At 62.8% G+C, this 25,094-nt stretch carries 23 protein-coding genes and 3 tRNA genes; 8 read left to right on the forward strand and 18 right to left on the reverse strand.

The features are described 5' to 3' along the window. Window positions 1-20: 20 nt before the first annotated feature. Together xylA and OU02_RS01275 are read right to left on the reverse strand one after the other, a co-directional pair. Window positions 21-1,370 (reverse strand): xylose isomerase, encoded by a 1,350-nt coding sequence (gene xylA / locus OU02_RS01270; protein ID WP_033488394.1) that lies wholly within the window; start codon window positions 1,368-1,370, stop codon window positions 21-23. Window positions 1,371-1,568: 198 nt separating this feature from the next. Then, entirely contained in the window at window positions 1,569-2,093 is a 525-nt protein-coding gene (locus tag OU02_RS01275) for an NAD(P)H-dependent oxidoreductase (protein WP_033488395.1), read from the reverse strand. Between the two features lie 478 nt (window positions 2,094-2,571). On the opposite strand from OU02_RS01275, the gene OU02_RS01280 reads away from it, so the two are divergent. The 4 genes from OU02_RS01280 to OU02_RS01290 all read left to right on the forward strand — a co-directional run bounded on the left by OU02_RS01280 (window position 2,572) and on the right by OU02_RS01290 (window position 5,119). After that, the gene (locus OU02_RS01280) at window positions 2,572-2,898 is read left to right on the forward strand and encodes a hypothetical protein (protein ID WP_033488396.1); all 327 of its coding nucleotides are present in this window, start codon (window positions 2,572-2,574) and stop codon (window positions 2,896-2,898) included. Beyond that, complete coding sequence (locus OU02_RS08810; protein WP_155270054.1) at window positions 2,895-3,035, forward strand: hypothetical protein; 141 nt, start codon at window positions 2,895-2,897, stop codon at window positions 3,033-3,035. Before OU02_RS01280 ends, OU02_RS08810 begins: the two co-directional genes overlap by 4 nt. Window positions 3,036-3,066: 31 nt before the next feature. Further along, window positions 3,067-3,702, forward strand: a complete 636-nt coding sequence (locus OU02_RS01285; protein ID WP_033488397.1) for a hypothetical protein — start codon at window positions 3,067-3,069, stop codon at window positions 3,700-3,702. A gap of 124 nt (window positions 3,703-3,826) precedes the next feature. Beyond that, on the forward strand, window positions 3,827-5,119 hold the full coding sequence (locus OU02_RS01290) for an O-acetylhomoserine aminocarboxypropyltransferase/cysteine synthase family protein (protein WP_033488398.1): 1,293 nt from the start codon (window positions 3,827-3,829) through the stop codon (window positions 5,117-5,119). A 65-nt stretch (window positions 5,120-5,184) separates the two neighbouring features. On the opposite strand, the gene OU02_RS01295 is transcribed toward OU02_RS01290, so the two are convergent. Continuing rightward, the gene (locus OU02_RS01295; protein WP_152593120.1) at window positions 5,185-5,712 is read right to left on the reverse strand and encodes a hypothetical protein; all 528 of its coding nucleotides are present in this window, start codon (window positions 5,710-5,712) and stop codon (window positions 5,185-5,187) included. A 349-nt stretch (window positions 5,713-6,061) separates the two neighbouring features. On the opposite strand from OU02_RS01295, the gene ettA reads away from it, so the two are divergent. Continuing rightward, complete coding sequence (gene ettA / locus OU02_RS01300; protein WP_033488400.1) at window positions 6,062-7,738, forward strand: energy-dependent translational throttle protein EttA; 1,677 nt, start codon at window positions 6,062-6,064, stop codon at window positions 7,736-7,738. A 179-nt stretch (window positions 7,739-7,917) separates the two neighbouring features. Continuing rightward, on the forward strand, window positions 7,918-8,835 hold the full coding sequence (locus tag OU02_RS01305; protein ID WP_033488401.1) for an acyl-CoA thioesterase: 918 nt from the start codon (window positions 7,918-7,920) through the stop codon (window positions 8,833-8,835). A 33-nt stretch (window positions 8,836-8,868) separates the two neighbouring features. On the opposite strand, the gene OU02_RS01310 is transcribed toward OU02_RS01305, so the two are convergent. From OU02_RS01310 to OU02_RS01355, 10 genes are all read right to left on the reverse strand, one after another. Continuing rightward, on the reverse strand, window positions 8,869-9,384 hold the full coding sequence (locus OU02_RS01310; protein WP_033488402.1) for a DUF3180 domain-containing protein: 516 nt from the start codon (window positions 9,382-9,384) through the stop codon (window positions 8,869-8,871). Further along, window positions 9,384-10,217: a hypothetical protein gene (locus tag OU02_RS08220; protein WP_051918164.1), complete on the reverse strand. Its 834-nt coding sequence runs from the start codon at window positions 10,215-10,217 to the stop codon at window positions 9,384-9,386. The genes OU02_RS01310 and OU02_RS08220 overlap by 1 nt, the downstream gene beginning before the upstream one ends. A gap of 125 nt (window positions 10,218-10,342) precedes the next feature. Then, the gene (gene ftsH, locus OU02_RS01320; RefSeq protein WP_033488403.1) at window positions 10,343-12,427 is read right to left on the reverse strand and encodes an ATP-dependent zinc metalloprotease FtsH; all 2,085 of its coding nucleotides are present in this window, start codon (window positions 12,425-12,427) and stop codon (window positions 10,343-10,345) included. After that, the gene (gene hpt, locus OU02_RS01325) at window positions 12,424-12,987 is read right to left on the reverse strand and encodes a hypoxanthine phosphoribosyltransferase (protein ID WP_022858494.1); all 564 of its coding nucleotides are present in this window, start codon (window positions 12,985-12,987) and stop codon (window positions 12,424-12,426) included. The genes ftsH and hpt overlap by 4 nt, the downstream gene beginning before the upstream one ends. Continuing rightward, on the reverse strand, window positions 12,956-14,074 hold the full coding sequence (tilS, locus tag OU02_RS01330) for a tRNA lysidine(34) synthetase TilS (protein WP_033488404.1): 1,119 nt from the start codon (window positions 14,072-14,074) through the stop codon (window positions 12,956-12,958). The genes hpt and tilS overlap by 32 nt, the downstream gene beginning before the upstream one ends. A gap of 7 nt (window positions 14,075-14,081) precedes the next feature. Next, window positions 14,082-15,536, reverse strand: a complete 1,455-nt coding sequence (locus OU02_RS01335) for a D-alanyl-D-alanine carboxypeptidase/D-alanyl-D-alanine-endopeptidase (protein ID WP_033488552.1) — start codon at window positions 15,534-15,536, stop codon at window positions 14,082-14,084. A 58-nt stretch (window positions 15,537-15,594) separates the two neighbouring features. Further along, complete coding sequence (locus OU02_RS01340; RefSeq protein WP_051918163.1) at window positions 15,595-17,250, reverse strand: hypothetical protein; 1,656 nt, start codon at window positions 17,248-17,250, stop codon at window positions 15,595-15,597. Then, on the reverse strand, window positions 17,247-18,098 hold the full coding sequence (locus OU02_RS01345) for an ABC transporter ATP-binding protein (RefSeq protein WP_051918162.1): 852 nt from the start codon (window positions 18,096-18,098) through the stop codon (window positions 17,247-17,249). Before OU02_RS01345 ends, OU02_RS01340 begins: the two co-directional genes overlap by 4 nt. Window positions 18,099-18,270: 172 nt before the next feature. Next, window positions 18,271-19,509, reverse strand: a complete 1,239-nt coding sequence (locus OU02_RS01350; protein ID WP_033488405.1) for a glycosyltransferase family 2 protein — start codon at window positions 19,507-19,509, stop codon at window positions 18,271-18,273. Then, complete coding sequence (locus OU02_RS01355) at window positions 19,509-21,077, reverse strand: AI-2E family transporter (protein ID WP_033488406.1); 1,569 nt, start codon at window positions 21,075-21,077, stop codon at window positions 19,509-19,511. The genes OU02_RS01350 and OU02_RS01355 overlap by 1 nt, the downstream gene beginning before the upstream one ends. A 156-nt stretch (window positions 21,078-21,233) precedes the next feature. Between OU02_RS01355 and OU02_RS01360 the strand changes: the two genes are divergently transcribed. Continuing rightward, complete coding sequence (locus OU02_RS01360; protein WP_033488407.1) at window positions 21,234-22,250, forward strand: glycosyltransferase family 2 protein; 1,017 nt, start codon at window positions 21,234-21,236, stop codon at window positions 22,248-22,250. A 65-nt stretch (window positions 22,251-22,315) separates the two neighbouring features. Here the strand turns inward: OU02_RS01360 and OU02_RS01365 are convergent, their stop codons facing one another. From OU02_RS01365 to OU02_RS08225, 5 genes are all read right to left on the reverse strand, one after another. Beyond that, complete coding sequence (locus OU02_RS01365) at window positions 22,316-23,113, reverse strand: MerR family transcriptional regulator (protein ID WP_051918161.1); 798 nt, start codon at window positions 23,111-23,113, stop codon at window positions 22,316-22,318. Window positions 23,114-23,309: 196 nt separating this feature from the next. Continuing rightward, window positions 23,310-23,385 (reverse strand) — tRNA-Phe (locus OU02_RS01370). 36 nt (window positions 23,386-23,421) lie between these two features. Beyond that, a tRNA-Asp gene (locus tag OU02_RS01375) sits at window positions 23,422-23,495 on the reverse strand. Between the two features lie 35 nt (window positions 23,496-23,530). Further along, a tRNA-Asp gene (locus OU02_RS01380) sits at window positions 23,531-23,604 on the reverse strand. 101 nt (window positions 23,605-23,705) lie between these two features. Next, window positions 23,706-24,410 (reverse strand): DUF4190 domain-containing protein, encoded by a 705-nt coding sequence (locus OU02_RS08225; RefSeq protein WP_051918160.1) that lies wholly within the window; start codon window positions 24,408-24,410, stop codon window positions 23,706-23,708. Between the two features lie 243 nt (window positions 24,411-24,653). Between OU02_RS08225 and OU02_RS01390 the strand changes: the two genes are divergently transcribed. Continuing rightward, window positions 24,654-25,055, forward strand: coding sequence for a hypothetical protein (locus OU02_RS01390; protein WP_033488408.1), 402 nt, complete (start codon window positions 24,654-24,656; stop codon window positions 25,053-25,055). The last annotated feature ends 39 nt before the right edge of the window (window positions 25,056-25,094 follow it).

The raw sequence follows: 25,094 nt of genomic DNA on the forward strand, positions 1-25,094 counted from the left end.
GACGGCCGGACCGTGTGACGTCAGGCGTTGGCCAGGGCGTCGATGATGTAGTTGTTGATGGTCGCCTTCACGTCCTCGAGGTGATCGGGGTGCGTGGATGCGATGATCTCGGACTGCGGCATGTCGATGGCGTAGTCGTTGAGCGATTCGAGGGTCGCGGTGCCGTCGTCGATCGACTTGCCGATGCCCGAATCGTAGGAGCCGTAACGGTTGGCCACGAGGTCCTCGATGTACTTGTCCTGATGCATCTTGTCTGCCACGAGCAGGCCGGCGGCGAACGAGTCCATGCCGGCGATGTGCGCGCGGAACAGGTCTTCGGCGCTGAACGAGGTGCGGCGCGGCTTGGCATCGAAGTTGAGGCCGCCGTGAGGGCCGATCTGGCCTTCGTCGAGCACTTCCCACATCACGGAGGTGGTCTCGTACAGGTTGGTCGGGAACTCGTCGAGATCCCAGCCAAGCAGCATGTCGCCCTGGTTGGCGTCGAGCGAACCGAGCACGCCGTTGTCACGCGCGACACGGATCTCGTGCTGGTAGGTGTGGCCGGCGAGGTTCGCGTGGTTGCCTTCGAGGTTGAGCTTGAAGACGTCGATCAGGTCATAGGCGCGCAGGAAGTTGCATGCCGTGGCCGCGTCGAAGTCATACTGGTGCGTCGTCGGTTCCTTGGCCTTCGGCTCGATGAGGAACTGGGCGTCCATGCCGATCTGCTTGGCGTAGTCGGCGCACATGTGGAAGAACTTCGCCATGTGCTCCTGCTCACGCTTCATGTCGGTGACCCACAGGTTCTCGTAGCCTTCGCGGCCGCCCCAGAACACGTAGTTCTCGGCGCCCAGGCGCTTGCCGATCTCGAGGGAGTGCTTGAGCTGCGCCGCGGCATAGGCGTAGACGTCGGCGAACGGCGAGGTGGAGGCGCCCGCCACGAAGCGCGGGTTGGTGAAGAGCGACGAGGTGTTCCACAGCAGCTTCACGCCGGTGGACTGCATGTTCTCTTCGATCTTGTCGACCACGCGGTCGAGGTTGGCGTTCGTCTCGCGCAGCGTATCGCCTTCCGGGGCGATGTCGCGGTCATGGAAGCAGAAGTACTCGGCGCCGAGCTTGGTGAAGAACTCGAACGCGTAGTCCACCTTGGCGAGCGCGTTGTCCATCGGGTCGGAGTACTTGCCGTCCCACGGGCGCTGGGCGGTGCCGTCACCGAAGGGGTCGGTGAGCGGCGCGTCGAAGGTGTGCCACCATGCGACACCGAAGCGCAGCCAGTCCTTCATCTTCTTGCCGGCGACGACTTTGTCGGCGTCATAATACTGGAAGCCGAGTCCCTCGACCGGGCCGTTGCCGCGGCCGACGTACTCGATCTTGTCGATATCCCACAGTCCCATGGATCACTCCTTTGTTGATCGTGCGTTGCGACGAACTATTGTTCATTCGTCTTACAAAGAGAGTGTAAACGAAGTCCAGGCGCTTTGTCAAATCGTCTAACTATAAAACCGAAGATGGCGTGTCGCCTTGCAATCATTGGGTTTTCACTGCGCCACGACGCGCCGGGCGCAGAAAACAATACCGGGGAAACGCATCAATCAACGCAGACGAGCAACATACTCCCGTGATACGGCGGCGAGCGCGCTGTCGTCGAGTTCGGGCGCATAGGAACCGTGCACGATGAACGGTTCCTCGAACTCCAGTCCCAGATACTGCGCGATGATGCGGTACGGCAACAGCAGTTCGCCCATCGTGGCGCGGTGCTTGCCGTCCGCCGCATAGGTGTCTTCCAGTCCGCCCGTGCTGACCGCGAGCATCATGCGCTTGCCGGCGATGCGCGCGTCCGGCCCATACGCCCAGCCCGAACTGAGCACCTCGTCCTCCCACTGCTTCATCAACGCGGGCGCGCTGTACCAGTAGAACGGGAACTGGAATACGAGGCGGTCCGCGCCGTTGGCCACCCGCTGTTCCTCCTCCACATTGATATGGAAATCCGGGTAGAGCGCGTACATGTCACGCACCACCAAGTCGAGCTCAGGCTCGTTCTGGGCACGCTCCATGAGCGCCGCATTGACGCGCGAGCGCGCGATGTTCGGATGGAACACCATCACCGATGTCTTCATGAATCACTCCTGTTCAGACTGGTGCGAGACGTGGATGGTCCGCACCACTACTGTTCACACTACCGCCTCGTCACCGCGCCATGTCCGGCCATGCTACGCGTATCGCTGAAACCGGTAAAAAACCGCGCTCAAGCACATGATGGCGCATCACGACTTTGTTACGATATGGCACCAATCGCCAATCACACGAGCGACTGATTGGCCTACCACAGGCAAAGGGGGTTCGATGAGCGGGCCAGACACCAACTCACCGCAGAGGTACCAACAGTTTCCACAACCGCAGACACCAGCGCAGGCAGTGCGGCGGCAGTCCGCGCGACCCGCTCAGGCGCCGGCCGTGGGCCCGATTCCCGCTGGCGGCTCCCGCCCCATGCCAGGCGGCGCACCGCCCTACCGCACACCAATGGGGCCGCCCAGCGTGAACAGCCCATTCCCTTCCAGCGCTCCGTCTGTTGCACGACGCTCCAACAGCCATGTGATGATTGGCGTCATCGCCAGCGCGGTGTTCCTGCTGCTCCTCATCTGCGTCGGCGTCGGGACGCTCATGTCCGAGGTGGGCCGTACAGCCATGTCCGTTGCGCAATCCTCCGCGAACTCGCAAACGCTGGACCCGGGAGGCTACGACCAAAGCGCGCTCGAGGACCTGCGCGCACGCGGGTACGACCCGGACAATTACCTCAATGACGACGGCACGGTGAACAACCAGAAGTCCTACCGGTTCGCCGATTCCGAAGGATACGCGAAATACAAGGAGCTTCTGGAAAGCAAAGTCAACAAATACACCAACAAGTCCCCGACGACGTGATTGCGCTGCTGCCCGAGTTGAGCCGCAAAGGCGCGGAGTACTATGTCGCATGGAACAATTACCTCCTCAACGCCAAAGACGACATGGAAGCCGCCGGGGAACACACCACGACCGATCCGGACGAGATCGAGACCTAATTACAATACGCAAATCGCCTCGCTCAACGAATTGGAGCAGAAGTTCCTCCATGGTCAGGACCTTGGCTTCCACTCCACACTCAGGGATGCCGAGGGCAATGTGCTCGACCTGTACACCGGAGCCTTCGACCTCAAATCCTCCCAGCCGGACATCCCCGCACTCACCGCGGACTGGGAGAAGAAAATCAAGGCGGTGCCGATCCAGATGGGGGCCGACGGTACCTACCTCGCGAGCGGCGAACAACTCATCGCCTCCGTGGGGCTGAACGTGACATACGACTACAGGTCCATCTACGACCATTGCACGATGACGCGCCTTTCCGAGGAAAGGACACTGGGCGCATTCTGCACCGCGACGCCGAACCTCATCTACATCAACCAGAATTCGAGTAACTGGGGCAACGATGTGACCACCACCCACTACCCCAACACCATCAAGCACGGGCTGGCGCACGCGATGATCCACCGCATATGCGGCGCCCTCCAGCCGGCGCTGCGCGTGGACTATGAGGCGCTCACCAGCAGCTACGCCGTCCTGTACTTCGACGCGGACCGCGGCATGTTGAACTCCAACGTGCAGAACGCCCCTTGGTACGAGATGACCGAAGCCTCCGACACCGCCGCGCAACTCGTGCACGACGGCCATTGCAGCATCTCGACGGATTGACGCGCCCTGCGGCACTATACGGACATGCGCGCCGACGCCATGTCTGTGTGTGGTGTAATAACCACACACAGACATCCACACCGCCCGCGCTTGGGCGGCCGACCGTTGAGGAGACAGACGACTCATGAGCGAACATGTTGACACCATCTGCGTGCAGGGCGGCTACCAGCCGGACAACGGCGAATCGCGCACACCGCCGATCATCCAGGCGACGACGTTCAAATACACGTCGAGCGAGCAGATGAGCCGACTCTTCGACCTTTCCGAGGCGGGGTATTTCTACACGCGCCTGCAGAACCCCACGAACGACACCGTGGCCGCCAAGATCTGCGAAATGGAAGGCGGCGCCGCTGCCATGCTCACCTCCTCCGGTCAGGCAGCCAACTTCTTCGCGCTGTTCAACATCTGCAACGAAGGCGACCACATCGTCGCCTCAAGCGCCATCTACGGCGGCACGTTCAACCTCATCAACGTGACGATGCGCAAGATGGGCATCACCTGCACCTTCGTGAGCCCCGACTGTTCGAGCGAGGAACTCGAAGCGGCGTTCCAGCCCAACACGAAGGCCGTGTTCGGCGAGTCGATCGCCAATCCCGCGCTCATCGTGCTCGACTTTGAGAAATTCGCCGACGCCGCGCACCGCCACGGCGTGCCGCTCATCGTCGACAACACCTTCCCCACGCCGATCAACTGCCGCCCGATCGAATTCGGCGTGGACATCGTGACGCACGCGACGACGAAATACATGGACGGCCACGGCTCATGCGTCGGCGGCGCGATCGTCGACTCTGGCAATTTCGATTGGCTGGCGCACGCCGAGAAATTCCCGGGACTGACGACCCCCGACGATTCGTACCACGGCGTGGTGTACGCGAAGGACTTCGGCAAGGCCGCGTTCATCACCAAGGCGACCGCGCAGCTCATGCGCGACTTCGGGTCCACCCCCGCGCCGATCAACTCATGGATCATGGGCATGCACTTGGAGTCCCTGGGCGTGCGCATGGAACGCCACTGCGCGAACGCGCTCGCCGTGGCCGAATTCCTGCAAGACGACCCGCGCATCTCGTGGGTCAATTTCCCGGGCCTGCCCGACGACCGGTACCATGCGCTCGCTGAGAAGTACATGCCCAGCGGCACATGCGGCGTGATCGCGTTCGGCGTGCCCGGCGGCCGTGAGAAGGTCTCGGCGTTCCTCGACCATCTCAAGATGATCTCGATCGCCACGCATGTGGCCGACGCGCGCAGCTGTGTGCTGTACCCGGCGGGCACGACGCACCGCCAGCTGACCGAGCAGCAGCTCGAGGAGGCCGGCGTCGGCATCGACCTGGTGCGCCTGAGCTGCGGCATCGAAAACGCCGAGGACATCATCGCGGACGTCAAGCAGGCACTCGACGCAGTGTTCCCCTCCAACGATTAGTCCCTATCCGGAAGATGGATGGCCTCTGTGATAATCCCCATCGCAAGGGCCATCCAGCTCCGCCCCTATCCGAATGGCCTCCATTCAGGCGGCTTGTATTCCTGGATATCCATGGCCTCATGATTGTTCGCCAGATTGTTGCGATGCAGGCAATCCACCCCCTCCGATGGATTTCGATATAGGTTCGGATTCGAATGCTGGCGCTGGTATACCTCGTTCACGTTCAGCATCTCCGATTTGCCACACGCCATGTCATCCTCACGCAGTTTTTCCTCCCGCGCTTCCTGCCCTTCAACGGATGCCATTGACCACTGTGCTTGGTAGAACTCACCGACCTTCATAACCGGCGGCGCAGCATACCCTTTGTCGACAATGCATTGACGGTAGCTCGCCCATGCCTGCTCGTAGTCGGCCCGGCTAACCCTTCCCCCGGCTGCCAGTGCTCGTTTCAGGATGGCCACCTGATGCTCACTCATGGGCGTACCGTCCATCTGCCCGTCAAGGTTCTTCTGATTCAGGTCCAGTAACAACTGCACATGGTCCGACATGGACGATGCAATGCGCTGTCCTTCCACGCCGTTGTCCGAATCCATCCCACTGGAGCACACCCAGCAAGCAGTCCGCAGGCAAGACAAACAACCATGCCTATTGCGCCTAACCGAGCAAGAAATACACGAGCCAATCCCACACCTTCCGTGCTCCGATAATCATCGTAAGTATTCCGAATCTGAAGCATATCCATGTTACCGCTGAGACATTGGCATAAACAACACCATCGGGCCACAGCGGCGCGCTGATTCGACTCGACGTCAGACTGCGCTTATGTCCGGGATACGTCTTTGAGTGCGATGGTGGACGCTGTAGACCTCTTTTGGAATAATGGGCGATGCATGTATGCCCGCTTCCATGTAGGAAGCAATCCAACAGAGAACGGAACCAACTTTGGCTGAGTTTATCTATCAGATGATCAACGCCCGCAAGGCCTACGGCGACCGTGTCATCCTCGACAACGTCACGCTGAGCTTCCTGCCGGGCGCGAAAATCGGTGTGGTCGGCCCCAACGGCATGGGCAAGTCCACACTGCTCAAAATCATGGCGGGGCTCGACACCGTCAGCAACGGCGAGGCGACGCTGACCCCGGGCTTCTCCGTCGGCATCCTGCAGCAGGAGCCGCCGCTCGATGAAGACAAGACCGTGGGCGAGAACATCAAGATGGCGTTCGGCGATGTGGCCGCCAAAGTCGCGCGTTTCAACGAGATCGGCGAGGAGATGGCGAATCCCGACGCCGACTTCGACGCACTGATGGACGAGATGGGCAAGCTGCAGACCGAAATCGACGCCGCCAACGGCTGGGACCTCGACTCGCAGCTCGAACAGGCGATGGACGCACTGCAGTGCCCCGACCCCGACACCCCGGTTTCCGTGTGCTCCGGTGGCGAGCGCCGCCGCGTGGCGCTGTGCAAACTGCTGCTTGAGGCCCCCGATCTGTTGCTGCTCGACGAGCCCACCAACCACTTGGACGCCGAGTCGATCCTGTGGCTCGAAAAGTTCCTGCACCAGTATCCCGGCGCTGTGATCGCCGTGACCCATGACCGCTACTTCATGGACAACGTGGCGGAGTGGATCTGCGAGGTGGACCGCGGCCAGCTCTACCCATACAAGGGCAACTACACCACGTACTTGGAGACGAAGGCGAAGCGTATGGAGATCCAGGGCGCCAAGGACGCCAAGCTCGCCAAGCGCCTCAAGAACGAACTCGACTGGGTGCGCTCTTCGCCGAAGGCCCGCCAGGCCAAGAACAAGGCACGTCTGGAACGCTACGACCAGATGGAGCAGGAGGCACGCAACTCCAAGAAGCTTGACTTCTCCGAAATCCAGATCCCGCCGGGGCCACGCCTTGGCTCGACGGTGCTCGAGGCCGAGCACATCCACAAGGCCTTCGGCGACCGCGTACTGATCGACGACCTGAGCTTCACGCTGCCGCGCAACGGCATCGTCGGTGTGATCGGCCCCAACGGCGTGGGCAAGTCCACGCTGTTCAAGACGATTGTGGGCCTCGAACCGCTCACAAGCGGCGACCTCAAGATCGGCGAAACGGTCAAGATCAGCTATGTGGACCAGAACCGCGCCGGGCTTGACCCCAACAAGAACCTGTGGGAGGCGGTCTCCGACGGCAACGACTTCATCGAGGTCGGCGGTGTGGAGGTGCCGACACGCGCCTATGTGGCGAGCTTCGGGTTCAAGGGCTCCGACCAGCAGAAGCTCACCGGTGTGCTTTCCGGTGGCGAGCGCAACCGCCTCAACCTGGCGCTGACGCTCAAGCAGGGTGGCAATCTGCTGCTGCTCGACGAACCGACGAACGATCTGGACGTGGAGACGCTCGAATCGCTCGAGAACGCACTGATCGAGTTCCCCGGCTGCGCTGTAGTGATCTCGCACGACCGTTGGTTCCTCGACCGCATCGCCACGCATATCCTCGCGTGGGAGGGCGATGACGAGAACCCGGCGCGCTGGTACTGGTTCGAAGGCAACTTCCAGTCGTATCAGGAGAACAAGATCGCGCGCTTGGGTGAGGACGCGGCGCGCCCGCACCGCCTGCACCGCAAGCTCACGCGCTGATCGCACACGGAAGACACGCCAACACCTTGATGTGGCGCACCACTGCACGGTGGTGCGCCACTCGCGTATTTCAGCTGAGCGTAACATTCCGCGCATCGTTCTTAACGCCAACACATTAGACTGCCAAGCAGCAACCCACACGACGGCTTTTTGTTTGGACTCGAAAGGACCTGCCCGCCATGACCACTGAGAACGGAACCCCGCTGCAACGCCTGATCAGCGTGCTGAGCCTTGGTTCGCCTTCCGTATACCGCGACCACACCTACATCAACGGCGAAAGCATGTACTTCCCCACCGGCCGTGTCTATGGCGGCCAAGTGATCGCGCAATCGCTGATCGCCGCGTCGAAGACGGTGAGCCCCGACCGCGAACCGCATTCGATCCACGGCTATTTCATCGCCCCCGGCGACATCCACCAGGACCTGCTGTTCGACGTGGAGACACTGCGCGATGGTCATTCGTTCTCGTCCCGCCGCGTCAATGTGACGCAATCGCAGGGGTCCATCCTCACCGCGATCGCGAGTTTCCAGACCAAGGGCCAGCAAGGCGTGGAATACGCCGACCCGATGCCTGCGGATGTGCCTGAACCCGAATCGCTCAAGAGCTCGAAGGAGCTGATGGAGCCGTTTGCCGACAAGTCGAGCTTCGCGAAATACTACGCTTACAACTCGCCGTTTGACATCCGTTACGTGTCGCAGCCGATCCTGCTCGGGCCCGACAAGTCCAGTCACGAGGGGGACAGCGGCAAGCAGCTTGTGTGGATGCGTGCCGATGGCTCCTGCGACGTTTCACAGACGATGCACCGCGCCATGCTGGCCTTGGGTTGCGACCAAATCATGCTCGAACCGATCCTGCGGCGCACAGGGCTAACGGTGATGACGCCGGGCATCTCGTTCGCGTCGATCGACCATTCGATGTGGTGGTACCGCGACCTGGATGTGACGCAATGGCACCTGTATGTGCAGGACACGCCGACAGCGGGCCATGGCCGCGGGCTTTCGACCGCTAAGGTCTACCGTCAGGACGGCACGCTCGTGGCCGCGATTGTGCAGGAGGCGATGGTGCGCGTGCCGGATCCCGAATCCAGCGACGACTGACATACACTCCCTATGTTCTCGTAACGGCGCCGACTATGCAATCCCCTGCTGTTGGCGCCGTTCTTTCATCTTGGGGTGCTCCGGCCCTTCGGTTGGCGGCAGTTGGCACAGGCCCTCACTCACGATGCCGATGATCATGTCGAACAGGCTCACCGCCGCCGCGAACGCGCATTGGATGGCGATCGAACGGTAGTACGTGGCGTCGAGATGCCCGAGCGTCATGAGGATCTCGCCGCCATACCATCCGAGCAGCAGCGCACCGGCGATCGCCAATGTCTTCGCGAAGACGAGCGTATAGACGGCCCGCTGCGGGTCGATGCGCTTCATGCCGACGCGTTTGCGCGGTTCGGTCGTGGCATAGAGGTGCACCTGCCATGCGCAATACAGCACGATGAGCGCGATGATGATCATGATGACCGGCACGGGCCATGGGGCCCCGGTCAGCGAGACCGTCAGGTGCGATTCGATGGTGGCGATGCCGATACCGGCGAGCAATCCCACAAAGATCGCCAATGCGTATTCCCACCAGCGTGTGCGTTGTGCGTTCATTATTCGCCTCCGATAATCCAATGGTCGGACTCCATGCCGACGAACGGGGCGTCGGGCGCCGAAGCCAGCAGGAACGCGAGCGGGTCGCCCTGCAGCGTGGCCTGCGGATCCATGTCCATCCAGGGGGCGAGCACGGCGGCGCGGTGCTGTGCGTCACCCGTGTCCAGCGCCGCGCGTTCCTCGTCGCCGATGCCGCCCATCTGCACAATGTGACAGGTGACGGCGCCCTCATGCGCGGCGTGCAGCGCGGTGAGCGCTCGCTCGAGTTGCGCGGCGCTCATCGTGGTCTGCAGCGCGACGACGGCGCTGCGGCCGGCGGTGCCATCGGCGTGGTTCACGGCGTAGAGCGGCGAAATGCCTTCGACTTGGTTGCCGGGTATGCCGTCGAGCGCCACAATCATCGTGCGGAACACGTCGGCGGCGTTTGGCACGCGGCTTTCGAGCGAGATGACCGCCGCATGGCTCGCGGTACATACGGGGAGCGTGGCGTCGTCGGTCGGCTGCACGTCGGCGTCGGTCATGTGCACGCTCCACTCCGCTGCGGCGTATGCAGGCGTCCCGCCCTCCCCCGCCACACGCAGTGTCACATGCACGTCCGCGCTTTCGGCGATCTGCGCCACGCGCACCGCCACCGCATGCGCGATATGCGCGGCGGGCTCGCCCGACTCCTGCTGTACGCATGCCTCAACGGCGCCGAGCAGCTCATCAATCGGGGTCGCACGCTGCGGTTGCGTGCAGCTTACGTCCACATGCACCGTCCGCTCCCCCGGCATCTGCGCCACGCGCGTATGCTCCACACGCACGCCGCGCAACGCCAGCGAATTCGTCTCCATATTCACACTTCCTGTATCCATGTATGTCTTGCCTGCCTTGGGTCCCGCTCCGTATTGTTCGACGGGCCCGGCCGCATGATGCGGCCGGGCCCGTCGAACAATACGGTTGCGGCTCTGCATGCCGCCTACTGCTGCGGCAGACCCGCCGACCGCTTCAATGAATCGGGGATCGGCACCGGCGGCTTGTCCGAATCGGGTCGGTTCGGATTGCTCAGCCAGACCTCGCGCTGCGGGGCCTTCTTGATGTTCGCGAAGAGCTCTTTGAGTTCCTTTTCGTTGAGCGTCTGCTTCACGAGCAACTGGCGCACCAGCTCGTCGAGGATCTCACGGTTGTCCATGATGATCTGCCACGCCTCGGTGTGCGCGGTCTCTACGAACTTCATGACCTGCTCGTCGATCATCTGGGCGGTGGCATCGGAATACTCGCGCGGACGCAGGCCGTCGAGGCCCTGCTCGTCGTCGCCGTCGATCCACTTGATCGCACCCAGCTGGTCGGTGAAGCCGAACTCGCCGACCATGCGGCGCGCGATCTTGGTGGCCTTCTCGATGTCGTTCGACGCACCGGTGGACGGGTCGTGGAACACGATCTCCTCGGCGGTGCGGCCGCCCATCGCGTAGGCCATCTGGTCAAGCAGCTCGTTGCGGGACTGCGAATACCGGTCTTCGGTCGGCATGACCGCCGTGTAGCCGAGCGCGCGGCCACGAGGCAGGATCGTGACCTTCGTCACCGGGTCGGTGTTGTTGAGGGCCGCGGCCACAAGCGCGTGGCCACCTTCGTGGTATGCGGTGTTGCGCAGCTCGTCGAGCGCCATGCCCTTCGAACGGCGGCGCGGACCGGACATCACGCGGTCGATCGCCTCGTCGATCGCACGGTTGTCGATGAGCTGGGCGCCAACGCGGGCACACAGCAACGCCGCTTCGTTGAGCACGTTTGCCAAATCGGCACCGGTGAAGCCCGGCGTGCGCACGGCGATCGCGTGCAGGTCGATGTCGGGCACGAACGGCTTGCCTTTCGCATGCACCTTGAGGATTTCCTCACGGCCTTCCAGATCGGGGGCCTCCACCGCCACCTGGCGGTCGAAGCGGCCCGGGCGCAGCAGCGCGGGGTCGAGCACGTCGGGGCGGTTCGTGGCGGCGATGATGATCAGGTTCGTGTCGTTGTTGAAGCCGTCCATCTCCACGAGCAGCTGGTTGAGCGTCTGCTCGCGCTCGTCGTGGCCACCGCCCATGCCGGAGCCACGCTTGCGGCCCACGGCGTCGATCTCGTCGATGAAGATGATCGCGGGGGCGTTCTTCTTCGCCTCGTCGAACAGGTCGCGCACACGCGATGCGCCGAGGCCGACGAACATTTCGACGAAGTCGGAGCCGGCCATCGAATAGAACGGCACACCCGCCTCGCCGGCGATGGCGCGCGCAAGCAGCGTCTTGCCGGTGCCTGGAGGGCCGTAGAGCAGTACGCCGCGCGGGATGCGTGCGCCGAGCGCCTTGTATTTCGAGGGATCCTGCAGGAAGTCCTTGATTTCCTCGACCTCCTGCACCGCGGCTTCCTCGCCGGCCACGTCGGAGAACTTCGTCTTGGGGATCTGGCCGTCGGACAGCTTGCCCGCGTTCTTCTTGCCGCCCATGCCGAGCATGCCGCTGCCACTGCCCATGCGGCTCATGAGGAACCAGAAGAGCGCGAGGATGATGATGAACGGCAGGATCGAGGTGAGCATGTAGGTCCACATGCTCGTCTCTTTCATCGAGGCGGTCCACCCGTTCTTCGGGTTCGCCTTCTCCACGGCCTTGACCACCTGCGCGCTTTGGGCGTACGTGTAGTAGAACTGCACGTTGGTGCCGTAGTTGCGTTCCTTGCCGGTCTCGGGGTCGGTCTTCTTGTAGTCGCTGTTCAGTTCAAGCTGTACTTGGCGCGTGTTGTCGACGATGTTGGCGAACTTCACGTCGGAGGCCTGGCTCGTGAGGATGTCCATGCCGTCTTTGGTGTCGATCGTCTGCGGGCCCCTGCCGCTGAGCATCTGGAACAGTAGCACGACGATGAGCACGATGATGATGCCCCACAGCCACGGCGAGCGCATCACGCCCTTGGGACCGCCGGGTCCGGTGCTCTGGTTGCGCCGGTTGTTCTGGTCGGGGTTGTTCCCGTTGCCGCGCGGGCTGAATGGGTTGCCCCCGTTGCCACGCGGCTGTTGTGGTCCTTGCGGAACGCTCATGCAAGCTCTCCTTCATACACTTCGGGTTTGAGGACTGCGATGGAATCCAGGTTCCGGTATTCCTCGTCAAAATCGAGTCCGAATCCCACTACAAACTCGTCGGGAATCACAAATCCCTTATACTTCACATCCAATTGCACCTGATGGCGAGCGGGTTTCTCCAGCAGCGCGAAAATCTCCACAGAAGCTGCACCTCGGCGCTTCAATTCGTTCACGAGCCACGACAGCGTGACGCCGGAATCGACGATGTCTTCGACGATGAGCACGTCGCGTCCACGCACGTCGGTCGACAGGTCCTGCCGCACGGTGACCTTGCCGCTCGTGGAGGTTCCGGAACCGTAGCTCGACAAGCTCATGAAGTCCATCTCGAGTGGGATGGACATGGCCTGCGAGAATGCGGTGAGGGTGTTCACCGCGCCTTTGAGCACGCAGACGAGCAGGGGCACCCGGCCCGCATAATCCTCACTTGCCTGTTGTGCCGCCTCACTGATCTTCTCCATAATCTGATCATGGCTCAGCAGCTCATGATCAATCTTGTCTTGAATGTCGACGATTCGCATGGGTTACATCTTCGCACACCCGAATGACGTGTTTCTTGCGGTTTGCTGTGTGTTTGCTGGGAAGTTGTACCGGTCCTTGGCCGTGCCATTGCGAGACGAGCGCCTCGACCGCATCCACATGCGCGGCACCGCTGCCGGGCGCGCAGATGGTGAGCACGCGCGCTATCACCCGGAAACGCAATGCCTGCGGTTGCGCGGCGAGACGCGTGGCATCGATGCGCGCCTCACACGGGTCGCCCCCCGGCTCAAGCTGCACACACTCGGTGAATACGCGGTCCGTGCATGCGTCGAGCCACTCCAGATCCCGCCGGGCGACGCGCGCGCCTTGCGCGAGGCGCTCCGTCATATCGCGCCCAGCGAATTCGTTGAGGAATGGCAGCAGTGTGTGCCGCACACGCGAACGGAGCGGGTAATCCGCAGGCAACGGCTCATCGGGTGCGAAGGCGTCACCGTTCGTCGGGTCGTCCCACCACTCAATTCCCAGATCCGTGCAGATCGCGGTCGTCTGCGCGCGTGAGACGGTGAGCAACGGGCGTACAAACCGCACACCGTGCACCGTCTGCTGTGCGGGCATGCCGGCGACGGCGTCGACGCCACCAGTGCGGATCAGTCCGATCAACACGCCTTCGGCCTGGTCGTCGCGCGTGTGACCGAGCAGCACAGCAGCCGTGTCGGTTTCGCGGGCCGCTGCGGCGAGCGCCTCATACCGCGCGTCGCGTGCCGCAGCTTCGGCCCCCTCACCGCCGACGCGCACGTGCACGGTCCTCACGAGCACTGGGGCGAGTCCTAGTCGCTCGCATTGTGCGGCTGCGCGCTGTGCCACGAGCGCGGAGCCGGGCTGCATGCCGTGGTCGACGATCGCCGCACCGCACCGCATGCCCCATGCCGAAGCCACGGTGTGTGTCACAGCGGCGAGCGCGAGCGAATCCCGGCCGCCGGAACACGCGACGAGCAGAAGCGGCGCGTGCGGGTCCGCGCGGTGCACGCCGTGGTGGGCGAAGCGGCTGTCCGCCATGCCGAACCCGGCGCTGGCGAGCTGTGCGCGCACGGCGCCGATCGCCTGTTTCATCGTTGCGGAATACGCCATGGGAACCTCACAGTGCGGCGAGCGCGGCGATGAACGTGTCGATCGCCTCGCGCGCCTTGCCGATGTCGGTGGGGTTGTTGACGATGACGGCGAACGCGAGCGCACCGCCGTCAATACGCGAGATGTTGCCGGCCATGGAGGTGACTTCGCCGAGCGACCCCGTTTTGACGCGCATCAGGCCGGCAGCATCGTCGTCGGCGAGGCGCCCGGCGGCAGTGCCGACGAGCCCGGGCACGGAGAGTCCTTCGGCGGCAGCCACTGCCCCACCGACGGTGAAGTTGCGCTGCTGTACATCCACGAGCGTCGTCACCGTGACGCGCGATCCGGGCGAGAGCCCCGAGCAATCGGCCATATGCAGCCCGTCGGTTGGCACGCCGAGTTCGCGCAGTTCGGCGGTGACCGCATCGATCGCACCCTGCGGCGAGTTCTGCGCGTGCGTGTGCAATGCGAGCAGACGGCCGAATTCCTCGGCGAGCGTGTTGTCTGAATGCTGCAGCATGAATCCCATGACCGCGCTCAGTGGCGCGGAGTGCACGGCGGCGAGCGCGGTGCGGTCAGTCGGCGCCTGCACGGCTTTTGGCGTTTTGTTGGTCACGGTGATGCCGTGCCCAGTGAGCAACGCGGCGAAGCGCGCCGCCACGTCTTGCGCGGTGGTCTGCGAAAGCTCCGGGTAGTCCGCGAAACGGTCGGGGTCCACGGTCGTGGCGCGCAGACGGCCGCCGTCGATCGCCATCGACGAGACAGGCGTGTAGTAGAGATTGCCGGGGTTGTTCTGCGCGATGTTCGGCGGCGTGCGGTCGGTGCCGAAGAGCGAATCGTCGTAGGCGAGCGTGACCGATGAGATGCCGCGCTGTTCGAGCGCGCGCGCAGTCTCGTTGGCGAGCGTGACCAGTCCGGCACGGCCGTTGACGTGGTGCGGGTCACTTTCACCGGCGCCGAGCAGCATGTCGCCGCCGCCTTTGAGGATCACCGTGTCGGCGCCGTTGGATTGTTGCACAAACAACGTCTGCGTGGTGAATGTGGCGCCCATGTCGAGTGCGGAGGCCGCGGCGAGCGCAGTCAGTGTTTTGAGTGTGGAAGCGGGTTCGCGCGGCGTCGACTCGCCATGTGCGGCCACTACGGTGCCGTTGGGGTCGGTCACGACGGCGGAGATGTCGCGTCCCACGCCCGGCGCGCGCCGCAACGCGTCGACGAGCGCGGTCGCGCGCTTGGCGTCCACGGTGCGCGTCAGGTCGGCGGCCGGTGTGATTGTGCCACCTTCGAGCACGGTGGCGCTTGCCCGCGCATCGGGCTCGGCGACGTCCTGCAACGTGAGCGGTCCGGGAATCACATCGGTCAGGTCGCCGGCCACGGCACCGGCGGCCAAGGTGAACGAGACGAGCGCGGCAAGAGCCACGGTGAGGGCCCGACGTGCGCGTGCGCGCTTCCACTGGTGCCGCTCATCGTCTGTCCACTGCTCCACGGCGCGGCCTTCCTTCCACACGTCCACCTGCCTGGCCTGGTCATGCGCCCAAGGCCTACTATTGCTGCAATGCCGCAAAGGAATCCAGTGTCTGGACCACTTTGAGCATACGGGTACGCAACAGCTTAGCGCCCAGCCATGTACCAAGGCACAGGAAGACTACGCCATTGGCGAGTGCCACGGGGATGATCCACAGGTAGGCGTCGCCGTGGCCGGTCGCGGCGAGGATGATTGCGACGATGGCCGTGGGCAGCATGCACGCGATCTCCGCGAGCATGTACAGCAACGGCAGGAACGCCTGCGCGGCGCCGCGGCCCTGCGGGTTGGTGAACGGCTTGGCCATCGACGGCACCGGGTAGAGGATCGAGCAGTTGAACAGCTCCGCGACGCCGAGCGACGCCACGGCCCAGCCCCAGCTGGCGGCGATGAACGTGAAGGCGGTCGCCAATCCGCTTGGGTTCGACCAGTCGCCCGTGATGATGAATGCGACTACGGAAAGCAGGGCGATGTACACCGTGTCGATGATCAGATAGACGCGTACACGCCCCGTGCGGTCGTCGATCGCGCGCGTGCCGGCGATGACCTCCATGACGAACCCCTGGCCGTCGTATGCCAGGCCGTTCGATTCGGTCAGTGACATGAACATGCCGCCCATGAGCACGCCCATCCACACGAACCACGAGCCGGTGTCCTTGCTTTCGAGCGCGAAGATCACCACGAAGAACAGCGGCATGATGAACATCATCGACTGTCGCGCGTCGCGGCGCAACAGGCTGCCCAGACGCGCGGAGACGGCGCCGGAGGGACTGTCGGGCATGCGCGAGAACAGACCGAGGCCCTTGGCCGCCTTGGCGCGCACCGCGTCGCTGCTGTGCGTGCGCTGCCAGTGCAGGCACCATTGCGAGATGAGGAAGCACACAGCGCACAACGCCAACGCGCACAGCACATGCAACAGCCAGAAGAGCCACTGGCCGTTGGCGGCGTCGAACGGCAGCATGAACGGCGCGCCCAACGGCAGCCAGCCGAACACGCGCGCAATGGGGGCGAGCGTGGCCGCGTCGAGCGAGACCTCGTTGATCATGAGGATGTTCGGCATCTGCGCCACCACCACGAACAACATGATGACCACGACGTAGAAGATGTTCTTGCCGGTCTGCGAATCGGTGATGATGTCCGCCACCGCCAGCAGCGCTTTCGACACGCACATCGCGGTGAGCACGATGAGCGGGGCGGCCACCAGCTGGCTGATTACGGCCGCAGCGCCAAGCCCGCGGTACGCCATCGCCCACAGCATGAAGCCCACAAGCGCTGTGATGGCGGGGATGCCGGTCAGGCCGGCGAGCAGCAGGCCGAGCTGCAGCGTGCGGTCGGGAATGCCGTACGGGGCGAACTTGTCCATGCTCATCGTGGAGTTCTCACCGATGAACATGGCCTGCATGAGCGCCACGAACAGGATGCCGGCGGTGCCTGCGAGCGGCATGACCGCCGGCAGATACTCCCACATGTCGTGCGCCATGCCATGCCCTACGGCGAAAGCGAGTATGCCTGTGCCGACCACGGTGCCAAGCGCGAGCAGATACGCCAGCACATAGGCCACGACCTGCCACGGCGACGTCTTGAGCGCGGCGTTCGTGAGGGTCCAACGCAGACGCACAAGCGTCCACGGCATGTTGGGGGCCGCCGTGCCGGCCGATCGCGTCACGGGCGCGCTCATCGGCGCACCTCCCCCGCCGGCGCCTGCGGTGAGGCAGCCGCGGAGGGCGGGGCCTGCCCGTCCGCGCCGCCGTCAAGCCATGCGATGTGCGCGGCGCCATGGCGGCCGCCCACAAGCTGCAGGAAGCGCTCCTCGAGGTCTTCTCCGGCGGCAACCTGCCCCACTGTGCCCGCAGCCACGACCTGGCCATGGTTGACCACGGCCACATGGGTGCACATGCGCTCCACGAGCGCCATCACATGCGAGGAGATGACCACCGTGCCGCCGGTGCGCACGTAATCGACGAGGATGTCCTTGATGTTCGCGCTCGACACGGGGTCGACCGATTCGAAGGGCTCGTCGAGCACGAGGATGCGCGGGCTGTGGATCATCGCGGTCGCCAGGCAGATCTTCTTGGTCATGCCGGCGGAATAGTCGCGCACCATGATGTTCGCGGCGGACGAGAGGTCGAATGCGGCGATCAGGTCCTTCGCGCGGGCCGCGGCCTCGGTGCGCGGCATGCCGCGCAGCATGCCGGCGTAGACAATCAGCTGCATGCCGGTGAGCGTGGGGAAAATCTGTTCGGGCTGCGGCATCAGGCCAATCAGGCGTTTGGCGGCATTCACGTCCTGCCACACATTGTGGCCCAGGATCATCGCCACGCCGCCGTCCGGCACAAGCAGGCCCGTGAGCATGTTGATCGTGGTGGTCTTGCCCGCGCCATTGGGACCGACCAGACCGTAGAACGATCCGGTGGGGATGTCGAGGGAAAGGCCGTTCACGGCGACTTTGTCGCCGAAGCGCTTGAACAGTCCCCGGATCGACACGGCCATGGCTGGGTCGGGTTGCATGGCCGGGGGCATGGCCATGGGGGCACCCCCAGTGGGAACTGTGGCATGTGTCGGAGTGCTCTGTGTTGGAGTGCTCATGGTGTCTCTTCCGGTCTGTCCGGTTGCAAGGTCATACGCCACCTTAGCAAAGGCCGGCAAAGGCGCGCCAATCCCTGTTCATGCGGCAGACAGAACCTCCGATACCGTCCGGTTACGCCGTCGTGGACCCGCCTTTGTGCTCGATGGGCTTCCATTCCGCCTTGGCGAACACCGCCTGGAACGAGATCGGCACATAGCTGAGCATGTAGATCGGGAAGCTCAGCACATAAGCGAACAGTTCCTTGTTGGTGGCGCCGATCTGCTTGCGTTCCACCACGATCGTGAGCGCCGCCAAAGCCATCATGAAGATGATCGAGTAGACAATGCCATTGACCCAGTTGAAGAGCGAACCGAGTTGGCTCTGCCATGTCACGAACCCGAACGCGGCGTAGATGATGCCCAATGCGATGCGGATCATCGTCAACACGGTGAACGGGCACAGCAGCAGTGTGAAGTCGATGGCCGCGAAATCGCGTTCCTTGATCGCACGGCGCACCAGGGCGGGGCCATAGTAGCGGAACACCTGTAGGAACCCCTTGCTCCAACGCAGGCGCTGACGCCAGCTCTGTGCGAAGGTGACCGGCTGCTCGTCGTAAAGGATCGCCGTGCCCACATACCCGATGCGGTCTCCGTGCAGCAGCGAGTCCATCGTGAACTCGAGGTCTTCGGTGAGCAGGTGGAACTTCCAGCCCTTGTTGCGGCGCATCACACTCTGCGAGAACATGAACCCCGTGCCACCCACATGGCAGCTGTTGCCGAGCCACATGCGCGAGGCGCTCAGGAAGCGCGATTCACGGATGAACCACAGCGCGGAACCCGACGAAACCCAGTTTTCGGAAAGGTTCACCGAATTGCGGTAGCTCGTGAGAATGCGGAAGCCGGCCTGGAAGCCCTTGTTCATCTCCTCGAAGTAATGCTCGTCGAGCCGGTTGTCGGCGTCGAACACGAAGAACGCGTCGTAGGCGTCGGCCGCACGCGATTCGATCATCGTGTTGAGCAAATAGGTGAGCGCGTAGCCTTTGCCGATCTGCGTCGTGTCGAACCGCTCGACGACATTGCCGCCCAGGTCACGCACCACTTGCGCGGTGGAGTCGGTGCAGTTGTCGGCCACGACCCAGACGTCGATGAGGTGGCTCGGGTAGGACTGCAGCTGGATGTCGCGGATCAGATTGCCAATCACCGCCTCCTCGTTGCGCGCCGAGATCAGCACGGCGTAGCGTTTGTCCATCGGGACTGCCGGGAAGACGACCGGTTTGGCGAACAGCGAGATCAGGATGCACAGGGCCTGGTAGCCCATGCCCACGCCTCCCACCACGATGAGCAGGATGTCAAGAATCGTCAATAACAGCATCAGTGCCAGCGGCTCCTCGGGTTGTCGGTGCCGCCCTCACCGGTATGCGGTGCGTCGGCCGGGGAATCGTCATGAGGTTGGGGGTGCGCGGCATCGGCCGTGCCGGACGCGTCCGTTGCATCAGGGGTATCGGAAGTGCCGGCTGCCGCGGCGTCGGTCTGCGATCGCAGCGCGTCCAGCCCGCCGCTGTGCGGCGTATGTGTGGAGTCGAACACGTTCTTGGGGATCGCCACGGTCGGCAGATCCTCCCCTGTGCGTGGCGTGGTGTCGTCTGGGTAATCGTAGACCTGGCGCTGCAGTTCCTTGATCTGGTCGTCGAAGGTCACATGGGCGCTCGTGCCCTTGGCCTGGCGTGGCATGTGGTCGCTCACCGGCTTGATTACATGTTCGTTGATCGCGTCCGCCGCTTCGACCATCTTCGACTTCTTCTTTGGCTCCGGATCGTTCATCAACGGCATGTCCACAAGCGGGTACCGCTTCATCGAGACCTTGAGCAGCACCTGGATGCTCGCGGTGATCGGCAACGCTAGGAATGCGCCCAATGCGCCGAAGAGAGAGCCGAACAACAGCACGGTGAGGAAGGCGATGCACGGGTTGAGGTCCATCGTGCGTTCGGAGATCTTCGGGGAAAGCAGCAGGTTCTCGATCTGCTGGTAGACGGTGATGAACACAACCACACCGAGGCCATAGGCCAGGCCGCGCTCGCCCCAAGCAAACATGACCGGCAGTGCGCCACCGATGTAGGTGCCGAGCGTCGGCACGAACTGCGAGACGATGCCGCAGAACAGCGCGAGCGGCAGCCAGTACGGCACTTTGATGACCATGAGGAACACCGCCGTGCATGCGGCGTTGATCGCGGCCAGGATCGAACGGGAGAACAGGAAGCCGGAGATCTGGCCCTGCACGACCGTCCATATCATCAGGAACCGGCGCTGCGAATGCGGCGCGATCCACTGGCACAGGCTGCGGCGCAGTTTGGGGCCGGCGATCGAGATGTAGAACGCCACCATGAGCGCCGTGGTGAAGTTGAGGATCTGCCCGAGCACGCCCACCGTGGTACTCATGGCCTGGCCGGCGAAGTCGGTGACCCACGAACCCTTCACATTCTTCATGATCTCACCGCCCAGATCGTTCATCTCTGGCAGTTTGAACTGTGTTTTCTCGGCGATGAGCGCGGCGAACTGGTTGTAGAGGTCGGGCAGTCCCTTGACCATCGAGATCAGCTGCTGCACGAACATGTTGCCGAACAGGCCAAGCAGCACGGCCACAATGATGATCAGACCGACGAGGCAGGTGACTGACGCCACGGCACGCTTCCACCCGTGCTTGATCAGGCGCACCACCAGTGGTTCGACCGCAAGGGCGAGGAACAGCGCGATGATGACGTCGAAGATGATGTAGGTGATCTTGCCCCACGAGGTGAAGGCGAACCATCCCAGATACACGGCGATCACGGCATAGAAAAGCGCCCGCCCATACCATTCGGGTGGTCTGCGCGGATCGCCCTTCGACGGGAACAGCGAATTGACGTCGAGTTTCTTCTGATTGTTCGCGCTCTGTTCGGTCATGCCCTCATTTAACCACAAACCGTCACTGGGAAAGCCGCCGCGGAGCCCGCCGGACGGCCTGGGGGCGGCGTTGCACGCGCACAGTGAACAATGCGCGCCAAGAGACCATATATATGTGCGTATGCCGTGTACGGGCGCACACATATTCTAGAGCCTATGTTGAATGTATCGATTATCATCCCCACGTGGAATGAACAGGACCGCATCACCGACTGCCTCGACAACGCGACCCGGCAGACGGTCATGCCGCATGAGGTCATCGTGGTAGACAACCGATCCACCGACAACACCGTGGCGATTGTGCAGCAGTACATGCAGGAACACCCCGAGGCGCCGATCCGCCTGCTCCATCAGGATGAGGAGCAGGGGCTCATTCCCACGCGCAACTACGGTCTGAACCATGCGACCGGCGATGTGCTGGGCCGTGTGGACGCGGACTGCATGCTCAAACCCGACTGGGTCGAGGTCGTGGCCGGCATTTTCACCGAGGACGCCGAGGCGATGGGCGCCACCGGCCCCGTAACGTATTATGACATGCCCGCGCGCCGGATGGCGTTGCGCGGCGATGATTCCGTACGCCGCCACACCTACCGCGCGGACGGCGGCCAAGTGCTGCTGTTCGGATCCAACATGGCGCTGCGCGCCTCCGCATGGAAACTCATCGCGGGTGAAGTATGCCTCGACAAGGAAGACGTGATGCATGAGGACATCGACGTCTCCCTGCACCTGTTGGGCCGCGGCCTCAAAACCGTGTATTCGGAACGCATGATCTGCGGCATCTCGGCGCGCCGCATGGACACGTCGTTCAAATCGTTCCGCAACTACATGAAGCGCTTCAAGAACACCTTCGAAGCACACCCGCAGCATTGGCGCAACCACAAGTCCGAGCGCACGCTGTATTTGATGTACCCGTGGTTGCACGCGCTGTTCCCCGTCTACCAGCAGTACCTGAAGGCGAAGGACATCAATCCGGCGGTGCGCATATGGTTCCGTGAGCAGGTGAATCTGGCCCGCCGTGAAGGCGACAATCTGGATGACCTACCGGGCATCGAGGAGTTCATCAGCGAAGTCCCCACCGACATCGACGGCATCAGCGAGGTCAACGAGGACATCCCGACCGACGCCGAGTCCGAAGCCCCACAACCGGAGCCCGTTTCCAAGATGTCCAACTGACGGGGATTTCCCGTGCCGGTGCCCGCGTGGTCAGCATGATTGCGCGGGCACCGTTGTATGCTCCCTCACACGATGATCATCGGCTCAGCGGTCTCCATGTCCGTTCCGGTGTGCGCGGCTGGCACCTCGAGGCACCAGCCATCATATCGGCAATTCGGGCAGACGAGCTTGCGCGAATACGGCGTATGCGCGGACCAGAACATCCGGGAGAACTTGGGCCGGAACACCGTATGGCAATTCAGGCACAGGTACGCCACCGAACGGAAGCAATACACCGATATCCCCACGCCCAACAGCACGATGGGCACCAGACCAATCACGAATGGGACCCAATTGCCGGTCATGATCCAGATGGCAAGCAGTGTGATCTCGAGGACATCCATGACGCCGCCGACTACCAGCATCGTGCCATGAATCCGCTTGAGTCCGGTTTTCCTACGCGTCACGAATGCCGCATCGGAGAACGCATGCAGGTCGGTGCGGTCGCAATCATCGACCCGCCCGAGGGTCTTGCGCAACGCATCGAGCGTGCGTAGACGTGACTGGTCCAGCTCGATCTGCTTGCTCAGCTGCATGCGCTGGGCGGCAATGAGCGAATCGATGTACGCGGAGGATTGGTCATCGGCTAGCAAATCAGCGATCTGGCTGATTGAGAACCCCAATCCGCGCAGGAACGTGATCACGGAAAGACGGCGCACGTCCTGCTCGTCGTACAGGCGCCGGCCGCCGCTGCTCATCTCGCTCGGCACGAGCACGCCGCGATTGTCGTAATACTGTACGGTGCGCACCGAGACGCCGCACCGTTTCGCCAATTCGCCGGTGGTGTATTGGGTGGAAGTGTATTCGGTTGTCGATTCGGTCATGGTGTTGCTCCATCCATGCTGTGTTGATTCGGGTTGACGAGCGGACGGAGGTGCCAATTCGACCACCCCACTGGCCCGCATGGCCCCGAATATGGCATATGACGCCGCGTCACGAGCAAAATCGACACACCGAAAAGCTAGGATGTTCTGCCGGCGGAAACAAAAAACCTCCCGCCTACATGAGGCGGGAGGCCGATGGTGGCTCCGAGCGGCATCGATCCGCTGACCTAACGATTTTCAGTCGTTCGCTCTACCAACTGAGCTACAGAGCCAGAACAATCCACATCAACAACTGTGAGTGGACTTCGCGACCACGACCGGACTTGAACCGGCGACCTCCGCCGTGACAGGGCGGCGCTCTAACCAACTGAGCTACGCGGCCTTGAACCACTGGAGAACGAATCTCCGTGACCAAAGCGACCACGACCGGACTTGAACCGGCGACCTCCGCCGTGACAGGGCGGCGCTCTAACCAACTGAGCTACGCGGCCGTTGCTTCCTAGTGAGAACCTCACCGGGACAACAGATGTATATAATACTCAAACGCCCCTTAAGCGCAACTCACGGCGTGTCGCCCACGCCGTGGCCGCACTCAGTGCGCCAGATCCACCTGATACGTGACGACCGACGCCGGCGAAACCTGGAACGGCAACGTTGCGGCATCGGGCGATTCGACACCTTCGCGGTATGCCGAATAATCGGAGTCATAGTCGGAATCGAAGTCGAGCATGTCGCATTCGTCTTCGTCGCAGACCTGGCAATCGCCGTTGTGGCAGACCGTGCACTTGCCGTTCTTGCACACCGTGCCGTTCACATTGATCCATTCGGGGTGGTCGGAGACCGCGTTGACCGCCCAGAACACCAGCCAGATGCTCAGCACGGACAGCACGGTCATCACCGCGCCAATCACAATGCCCGCAATGGCCATGCCCTTGCTCTTCTCGTGTGATTTGTTGATCTGCACAAGCGCGATGATCGAGATGATCAGGCCGGCCGGGGCGATGAGGAACGACAGGATGAAGCCTACGATGCACATGACGTTCCACTTGCGCTGCGGTTCCACCATGCCATACATGCCCTGCGGCGGCACCTGGCCGTACGGCGGCTGCGGCACCGCCGGGGGAATCTGCGTCTGCGTGTACTGCGGCGTCTGCTGTCCACCATACTGTGGCGCGCCGTACGTCTGGCCATATGGCTGTGCGCTCGGCTGACCGTACTGCGGTTCGGCGTAGGTCGGCACAGGCGTGGGTTCGGTGTTGTAGGGTTCCTGCGCGGAGCCCTGTGGGGACTCGTTCATCGGTTCTTGTCCATAAGGGTACTGTTCTGCCATAAATCCCACAGTGTAACAGTGCACTCTGGGTGGTTCCATACAATCGACCATACCGCGCATCACGCGCATCTCATATGCCGGAGCCAGAAAACGGCATGCGCGCACCACTGCTCGGCTGAGCGCTTTATTGCCGTAAGAGGATACCCGCCCCACGGCATGCAAAACCCCGTACGGTGGAACGTAGCGGTCCATCAACGAAAAGAGGCAACCATGGCAAGTGACGACGAGACCATCGACAGGCTCACCGACGAAGAGCTCGACGAACTGACGAGCCCTGATGACAATCTGGACGAAGCCGATGTGGAGGATTCCGAGCACAACGTGAACATCGCCGCGATCATCTGCGGCATCGCGGCCGGCATCCTGTTCATCGGCGCCGGCATCTGGCTCTACTGCTATCTGCGCGACAAGCACAACGAGTGCACGCTCTCGCGCCAGATCAAGCAGTTCAAGGGCGACGTGAAGCACATCACCAAGGAAGCTGACCCAAAGCGTCTGGCACGCAACGCCGAAGTGCGCCACGCGATGAACACCATCTCCGATTATGTGCACGACATCCCGGGACATGTCGAGGATGCCGCCTCGCGCGTGCGTGACGCGATCACCGACTGACCGGCACAGCCCAATCCATATGCGATCGCACAACCATTC

The organism is Bifidobacterium pseudolongum subsp. pseudolongum DSM 20099 (assembly GCF_000771225.1).
GTDB classification, from domain to species: Bacteria; Actinomycetota; Actinomycetes; order Actinomycetales; family Bifidobacteriaceae; genus Bifidobacterium; species Bifidobacterium pseudolongum.